Below are 7,682 nucleotides of genomic sequence, written 5' to 3'. Positions count from 1 at the left end.
TCGAACGCGAACCGGTCCTGCAGCTTGGGGTTGTTGAACTTCTGCCAGGTGCCGGCGCTGCCGTCCCAGTCGCCGTGGGAGGCGGCCCATGCCTTCGGCATCACGAACGACCACGCCGCGACGATGCTGAGAAACGCGCCGTAGGGATGTGCCAAATGGAAGACGACGTTGTCGCCTTGGACCGTGACGGCCTTCGCGGTATCCGCGAAGTTGACGACGATCTTGTTCTTGTCGCGCGTGCTGTCCGTGCCGAGGAGCGGCGTGAGCAGGAGCCACGACGGGCCGCCGTCACGGTCCTGCAGCATGAACCGGAGCATCGAGTACCGGACGTCCTCGGGCGTCATGACCGAGCCGTCGTGAAAGTGCACGCCTTTGCGAATCGGGAACGTGTAGGTCAGGCCGTCTTTGCTGATGAGGCCGTTTACGAGGGTCGGTACCTTGGTCGCCAGAATGGGCTGGTACCGGGAGAGCACACTGCCGTCGTACTCAATCAGCGTCTCATAGACGTTGGGATAGACGATCTCGTAGCTCCCGGTGTCGTACTGGTAGTCTGGATCTAGGCTCTCGATATCTCCGGACCTGAGCGTGACGAACGTATCTGGGTTCTTGACCGGCGCGCCCGCGCCGCGCGCGCCCGTGCCGAGCACGAGCACACCGACCATGAGCACGAGAACAAGCGCGATCCCTCGTAGTTTCACTCTGCACCGCCTCCTTCGGATTCGGATCCGACCGTTATCGGACCCAACATCGCGCACTCTCGGGCCGCGGCGATCGGCCGCGGCCAAAAGCACCCCCTACGGGTTCGCCTGTTGGGGCTGCCCCGTGGCCACCGGCGCGCTCTGGCTCCCGCCGGGGGCTCCAGCGGCGGTATCGGCCGTCGCGATCACGGCCGCCTTGCTGCGCTGATTCTTGAACGGACGGGGCGGGCAGGCCACGAAGTGGTCTCGCCCGCCGCCGATATCCTCGAAGGGCGGCGGATCCACGCGGCAGCTCGGCTGGGCGTACAGGCACCGCGTGTGAAACCGGCAGCCGGCCGGCGGATTGATCGGGCTCGGCACGTCGCCGGGCAAGATGATCCGGTCGCGCCGCATCTCCGGGTTCGGAATCGGGACGGCCGACAGCAACGCCTCCGTGTACGGGTGCTGCGGGTTCGCGAACAGCTCGTCCGCCGGCGCCATCTCCACGATCTTGCCGAGGTACATCACGGCGATCCGGTCGCTGATGTGCTTGACGACCGAAAGATCGTGCGCGATGAACAGGTAGGTGAGTCCAAACTCTTTCTGCAGGGACTCGAGGAGGTTGAGCACCTGCGCCTGGATGCTCACGTCGAGCGCGGAAACGGGCTCGTCCGCGATGATGAGCTTCGGATTGACGGCGAGCGCGCGCGCGATGCCGATGCGCTGGCGCTGGCCCCCGCTGAACTCGTGCGGGTAGCGGTTCGCGTGGTACGGGGACAATCCGACGACCTCGAGCAGCTCCTGGACCCGGCGGATCTTGTCCCGGCCGCGGGCCAGGTTGTGGATCTCGAGGGGCTCGCCGATGATGTCGCCGACCGTCATCCGGGGGTTGAGCGACGAATACGGGTCTTGGAAGATGATCTGCATGTCGCGGCGCATCCGCCGCAGCTCTTCTTTGTGCAGTTTGAAGATGTCCCGACCTTCGAACAGCGCCTCGCCCGCGCTCGGCTCCTGCAGCCGGAGGATCACCCGGCCGGTCGTCGTCTTGCCGCACCCCGACTCACCGACGAGCCCCAGCGTCTCCCCCTTGCGGATGAAGAAGTCGACGCCGTCGACGGCCTTCACCGCCCCGACCTGCCGCTGGAAGATGAAGCCTTTGGTGACCGGATAGTGCTTGACGAGGTTCTTCACCTCGAGCAGGATCTCGCCGTTCGTCGCCATGGCCCCTCCATTACACCGCGTCGATCAGCCGTGCCTCGTCTCCAGTGCCGCCCGGACGTACTGGCTCACGCCGTAGGCATCAACTGCTCGATCTGCTCATATCGTCGCGCTACGGGTCGAGGCGGCCAGGCCGGCCTTGTCCGCCGCCTGCCGGTCCTTCTCCGTGGCTTTGTCCGAGTACAAGTAGCACTTCGCGGTGTGGCCGGGCCCGACGGGGAAATCCGGCGGGTCCGCCTGCACGCACACGTCCATGACGAACGGGCACCGTGGCGCGAACGGACAGCCGGGCGGCAGATCGATCAGGCTCGGCGGCTGTCCTTCGATCGGGATGAGCCGCTCCTGCCGGACGTACAGCTTCGGCACAGAGTGCAGCAGGCCCCAGGTATACGGATGCTTGGGCTCGCGGAAGGTGCTGCGGACGTCGGTGTGCTCGATCGGCCGTCCCGCGTACATCACGACGACGTTGTCGCACATCTCGGCGACGACCCCGAGGTTGTGGGTGATGAAGACGATGGACATGCCGAACTCGCTCTGCAGCCCCCGCATCAGGTCGAGAATCTGCGCCTGGATCGTCACGTCGAGCGCGGTCGTCGGCTCGTCCGCGATCAGTATCGAGGGGTTGCACGAGAGGGCCATCGCGATCATCACGCGCTGCCGCATGCCGCCCGAGAACTGGTGCGGGTAGTCCTTGACGCGCTGCTTCGCCAGCGGGATCTTCACGCGGTCGAGCATCTCGGCGGCCCGGTCCCACGCCGCCCTCTTGTCGAGACGCTGGTGGAGGATCACGGCCTCGGCGATCTGCTCGCCGATTGTGAGGACGGGGTTGAGCGAGGTCATCGGCTCTTGAAAGATCATCGCGATGCGGTTGCCGCGGATCTTCCGCATCTCTTCGTCGGACAGCTTCAGGAGGTTCCGGCCTTCGAAGAGGATTTCGCCGTCGACGATCTTGCCCGGCGGCATCGGGATGAGCCGCATCACGGACAGCGCGTGCACGCTCTTGCCGCACCCGGACTCGCCGACCACGCCCAGCACTTCGCCGCGCTGGAGGTCGTACGACAACCCGTCTACCGCGCGGACGACGCCCTCATCGGTATAGAAGTAGGTCTTGAGATTCCGCACCGACAGGAGTGCTTCAGCCACACGTCGCCCCCTGGACATGCGTCACTGTTGCCCCGCCACAACGGCCACGGGCTTCGCACAGAGTGCTCCTAATTCCTTTACCGACACGGCATGCGCACGGTTCCCGGTCATCCAGCCGGGGTAAACCGCCGGCCCGGCCGAGGCTATTTCGGGAGGCCCGGAGCGTACTGAACGGAATAGTCGGCGAAATCCTCACCGGGCGCACCGGTGACGGTGGCGAGACGCCGGCGCCCGTGGTACAGTTCGGCCACCACCTGCGCGGTCGAGGCGTCGTTGTAGAGCGCCAGCTGGATGATGAGTTTGCCCTCGGTGGCCAGGTACTGCCGGTTGAGCGCCGCGGTGTGCTTCGGGTCGTAGTAGCGGGACTGGAAGCGGACCGTCACGGTGCCCGACGCCGGATCGTACGACGCGACCGGATGGCTGGCATCGCCGGAGATGCTGATCACCGCGCCGCGCGCCCGCGTCGCCGGATCCCGCGGGACTCCCTGCGGAATGTTCGGGAGAATGGCTCCCCGCTGGACCTGCGCGATCCGTCCATACAGCCACACACCGCCGGCGGCGACGAGGACCGCGACGATGCCGGCCCACACTACGCGCGGAACCCAGGACGATCCCCCGGAGCGGCGGGCGGCGCCTTCCCTGCCCCGCGATGCCCGGGGGGAAGTCGGTGCGGCCCGCGATGAGGTCGACGGCACCTGCCTATTTTACGTCGAGCGCTGGCGCGGGTCCAGGGCATCGCGAATCCCGTCGCCCAGGAAATTGTACGCCAGAATGGCCAGCACGATCGCGAGGCCCGGGATCAGCAGCCAGGGGAACTGGCTCAGCACGTCGATGCTCTGCGCCTGCGCCAGCTGCAGGCCCCAACTGGTGCTGGGCTCCTGGACGCCGATGCCGAGGTACGAGAGCCCGCTCTCGCCGAGAATGACGCCGGGGATCGTCAGCGTGGCGGCCACGATCACGTACGAGGCGGTGCTCGGCAGCACGTGGCGGACGATGATCCGGAAATCGCGCAGGCCGGACGCGCGGGCGGCCTGGACGAACTCCACGTCGCGGATGCTGAGGACGATGCCGCGGATCACGCGCGCCAATCCTCCCCATCCGACCAGGCTGAAGACGGCCGAGAGCAGCGCGATGCGCTCCGGGCTGCTGAGGGTCGGCGGGAGGACCGACGCCAGGGTCAGGAACAGGTAGAAGCTCGGGAACGCGGCCAGGACTTCGACCGCGCGCATCATCACGTTGTCGATGAGGCCGCCGTAGTATCCGGCGATGCCGCCCAGCACCATCCCGATGGGAAACGTGATCAGCACGACCATGATGCCGATCAGCAGCGACACGCGGCTCCCGTAGAGCAGCCGGGACAGCGCGTCGCGGCCGAACTGGTCCGTCCCGAGCAGGAACAGACGCGCCGGCGGGTCGACCCCGATGAGGTGAACGTCGGCGGGCACGAGACCCAGCCAACGGTACGGCGAACCACGGACGACGAAGCGGATGTCGTACGTCCGCGAGGTATCGGACGCGAACTGCGGGATGGACGGATCGATGATGCGGTACGCGTAGACAAACGGGCGGAGATGCCACCGGCCCCGCGCATCGACCCAGTGGATGCCGACCGGCGGCGCATAGAACAACGCGCGGTCGCTCTGGTCCAATCCGTACGGCGCGAGGACCTCGGCGAACACCATCGCCGCGTACATGATGACGAGCGTCACCCCGCCGGCGAGCGCCAGGCGGTAGCGGCGGAGCTGCCGCCAGGCCAACCGCCACGGACTGCGCGAGCGGGCCGCCTCGGCGCGGCGCTGCTCCGCGAGCCGGGCCGCGGCGACGTCCTGCGCCTGGATCATCTAATCATACCGGATCCGCGGGTCGACGTAGGCGAGCAGGATGTCGGCGACCAGGTTACCGAGAATCAGCAGCACGCTGCCGAGCAGCAGGCTGGCCATGACGACGAAGACGTCTTTCTTGAGCAGCGCCTCGAGGATCAGCCGGCCGAGCCCCGGGTAGCCCATGATATTTTCGACGAACGCGGCGCCGCTCAGCAGCCCGCCCAACTCGAACCCGAAGAGCGTCACGAGCGGGTTGATCGCGTTGCGCACCGCGTGCCGGTAGATCACGCGGCGCTCCGAGAGGCCCTTCGCCCGCGCCGTCTTGACGAAATCCGACTTCAGGATCTCGAGGAGATAGTTTCGCATGTACCGCATCAGCCCGCCGACCGAGAACAGGCCGAGCGCGATCGTCGGCAGGATGAGATGGCGCCCGATGTCGAGGATCTTGGCCCACCACGGCAGCGTATCGAAATCCACGCTCGTGAGCCCCTGCAGCGGCAGGAGGTGGCTCCAGTAGGCCGCGTACAGCAGGAGCAGCGCGCTGAAGAACGACGGGATCGAAATGGCGACGAACGCGGCGGTGTTCAGCAGGCCGTCGAGCGCGGAGTACTGGTGCACGGCGGAGTAGACCCCGAGCGGCAGGGCGACCGACCAGGCCACGACCAGCGACGTCAGCGACAGCAGCAGGGTGTTGAGGGCGCGGGTCCCGATCAGCCAGGTGACGGGGACGTTGTAGGCAAACGAGAGGCCGAAGTCCAGGTGCACGATGCTCCAGAGCCAGCGAAAGTATTGCACCCACGGCGGCTGGTCCATCCCGAACTGGGCCTTGAGCGCCGCGATGGTCTGCGGGCTGATCTGCGGATATTGCAGGACCAGGGCCTGGAAGTAGTTGCCGGACCCCGGCACGAGCTGGATCGCCGCCCAGCTGACGAGCGTGATGCCGAACAGCAGCGGCCCGAGGAGGAGCAGGCGGCGGAGGATGTACCGGACCATCGGGGCGCGGCGGGCGGCGGCCGGCCCTACCGCGTGAGGAAGACCACCGGGAAGTTCCAGAACGCGCCGCCGAACGCGGTAAAGTGAATGTTGCCGAATTTGTTCCGGACGGCGGAGTACGCGTTCGGAATCGCGGTGTAGACGACCGGGACCTGCTCGGCGATGACCGCCTGGTACTGATAGTAATAGTCGCGGCGCCGGTTCTGATTCACGGTGGTCGCGCCCAGGGTGAAGTACCGGTCGACCTGCGCCTCCCAGGGCGTGGCGGGCTTCGCCTCCTTCGGATTCCACATGTGCAGGCTGCCGGACGAGCTCCAGACGTTCTGGCCGTTGTGCGGCTCGATCCCGCCGGTGAGCCCCAGCACCATCGTTTCCCACTTGAACGACTCGACGAGTTTGTTGACGAGCGTGTTGAACGCCTCCGGGACCAGCGTGACCCGCATGCCGAGCTGGCCGAGGTCCTGCCGCATGATGTTGGCGATCGCTACGCGATCGGGGTTGTCTGAGTTGGTGCTGATGACGAACTCGACCGGGTGCCCGTCGCCGTCCCGGAGCACCCCGTCGCCGCCCTTCTTGAAGCCCCCCTCGGCGAGCACCGACGCGGCCTTGGTCAGGTCGTACGGGTACTGCATCACGTGCGGATTGAAGAAGAACTTGTCCGCGGGGCTCTCCGGGCCGTACTGCGGCACGGCGTGCCCGGCAAAGACCTGGTTGATAATCGCCTGGCGGTCCGTGGCGTAGGAGACCGCCTGGCGGAACTTCTGGTTTTGGAACCACTTCAGCTTGTAGTCCGGCATGCCGCTGCGCGGGTTCTCATTGAAGACGAGAAACTCCGTTCCAAACGTGGGGCCGCCATCGTACACGGTATAGTTGCCGGACTTCTCGTCCCGCTTGAACGCGGCGTACTCCTTGGGCCTGAGGCCGTAACTGTCGGCCCCCGCGGACTGGAAGAGCAGCCGCTGGGCGTTCTGATCGGGCACGATGCGCAGGACGACACGGTCCATGTAGGGCAGCCGGTGTCCCTGCTGATCGACCTTCCAGTAGCGCGGGTTCCGGACGTAGGCGATCCGTTCCGCCGGGCGGTACTCCGTCATGATGTACGGACCCGAGCCGACCAGGTCTTTGGGCGCCGTGTTCACGCCCCACGTCTGCCGGAAGCGGCCGCCCTTGTAGGCCGCCTCCAGTTTGTGCCGCGGCAGAATCCCGACCCCGATCGTCCGGAGAAACGGCCCGAACGGCTCGGCGGTGCGAAACTGCACGGTGCGGGCGTTCACCTTCGTGACCTGGAGCGGCCTGCCGGCGACCTGCAGCACGTCGGCCAGGCTGTTCGGGATGCTCTTGTCGAAGATCACGCCGAAGGTGAACGTCACGTCGTCCGCGGTGAGCGGCTGCCCGTCGGCCCACTGGAGCCCCTGCCGCAGCACGAACGTCCACGTCTTCCCGTCCGGACTCGTCTTCCAGGACTCCGCCAGCGCCGGCTCGGTCTCGGTCGTCTCGCCGTTGTCTTCGACCAAGCCGTCGAACAGGTTGCCGAGCGGGAGGGTGGACGAGGTCTCCTGCGCGAGGATGGGGTTGAAGGTCCGCGGATCACTGACCTGCGAATCGAGGAACTCGCCGCCGAACCGGCCGGGGTCACCGAGCATCACCTTGGGATTCGGCAACCCGGGAAGACTCGGGTGGTGAGGCGGGGCGGACGCGCCCCATGCCTGCGGTATCACGAGACTGAGCGCGACGAGCACGCAGAGGACGACAGATCGCACGGCGGGACCTCCCTGCACGCGAACGGCTGTTCCGATCGGCTGCTCTTTAGGATACTTTCCTCATTTTG

7 protein-coding genes are annotated in these 7,682 nt (G+C 66.6%); all 7 read right to left on the bottom strand.

The features are described from left to right. A partial coding sequence (locus VGZ23_17625; GenBank protein ID HEV2359413.1) for an ABC transporter substrate-binding protein occupies window positions 1-698 on the bottom strand: 698 nt, incomplete at its 3' end. A 96-nt stretch (window positions 699-794) separates the two neighbouring features. Continuing rightward, window positions 795-1,898 (bottom strand): dipeptide ABC transporter ATP-binding protein, encoded by a 1,104-nt coding sequence (locus VGZ23_17620; protein HEV2359412.1) that lies wholly within the window; start codon window positions 1,896-1,898, stop codon window positions 795-797. Window positions 1,899-1,994: 96 nt separating this feature from the next. Continuing rightward, a complete protein-coding gene (locus VGZ23_17615) occupies window positions 1,995-3,038 on the bottom strand; it encodes an ABC transporter ATP-binding protein (protein HEV2359411.1) in 1,044 nt (347 codons plus the stop codon). 143 nt (window positions 3,039-3,181) lie between these two features. Beyond that, complete coding sequence (locus VGZ23_17610; GenBank protein ID HEV2359410.1) at window positions 3,182-3,628, bottom strand: hypothetical protein; 447 nt, start codon at window positions 3,626-3,628, stop codon at window positions 3,182-3,184. Window positions 3,629-3,742: 114 nt separating this feature from the next. Beyond that, the gene (locus VGZ23_17605; protein HEV2359409.1) at window positions 3,743-4,879 is read right to left on the bottom strand and encodes an ABC transporter permease; all 1,137 of its coding nucleotides are present in this window, start codon (window positions 4,877-4,879) and stop codon (window positions 3,743-3,745) included. Next, a complete protein-coding gene (locus tag VGZ23_17600; protein HEV2359408.1) occupies window positions 4,880-5,854 on the bottom strand; it encodes an ABC transporter permease in 975 nt (324 codons plus the stop codon). Between the two features lie 26 nt (window positions 5,855-5,880). Then, window positions 5,881-7,614 (bottom strand): ABC transporter substrate-binding protein, encoded by a 1,734-nt coding sequence (locus VGZ23_17595; GenBank protein ID HEV2359407.1) that lies wholly within the window; start codon window positions 7,612-7,614, stop codon window positions 5,881-5,883. Window positions 7,615-7,682: the final 68 nt, after the last annotated feature.

The sequence above is a fragment of the bacterium genome, assembly GCA_035945995.1.
Classification (GTDB): domain Bacteria; phylum Sysuimicrobiota; class Sysuimicrobiia; order Sysuimicrobiales; family Segetimicrobiaceae; genus DASSJF01.
Note: the sequence above shows the minus strand (reverse complement) of the source record. Positions and strands in the feature narration are given on the sequence as shown.

Excerpts from the sequence above, each read along its gene's own strand:
- VGZ23_17620 (HEV2359412.1), bottom strand. The coding sequence starts at position 1,898 with ATGGCGACGAACGGCGAGATCCTGCTCGAGGTGAAGAACCTCGTCAAG.
- VGZ23_17605 (HEV2359409.1), bottom strand. The coding sequence starts at position 4,879 with ATGATCCAGGCGCAGGACGTCGCCGCGGCCCGGCTCGCGGAGCAGCGC.
- VGZ23_17600 (HEV2359408.1), bottom strand. The coding sequence starts at position 5,854 with ATGGTCCGGTACATCCTCCGCCGCCTGCTCCTCCTCGGGCCGCTGCTG.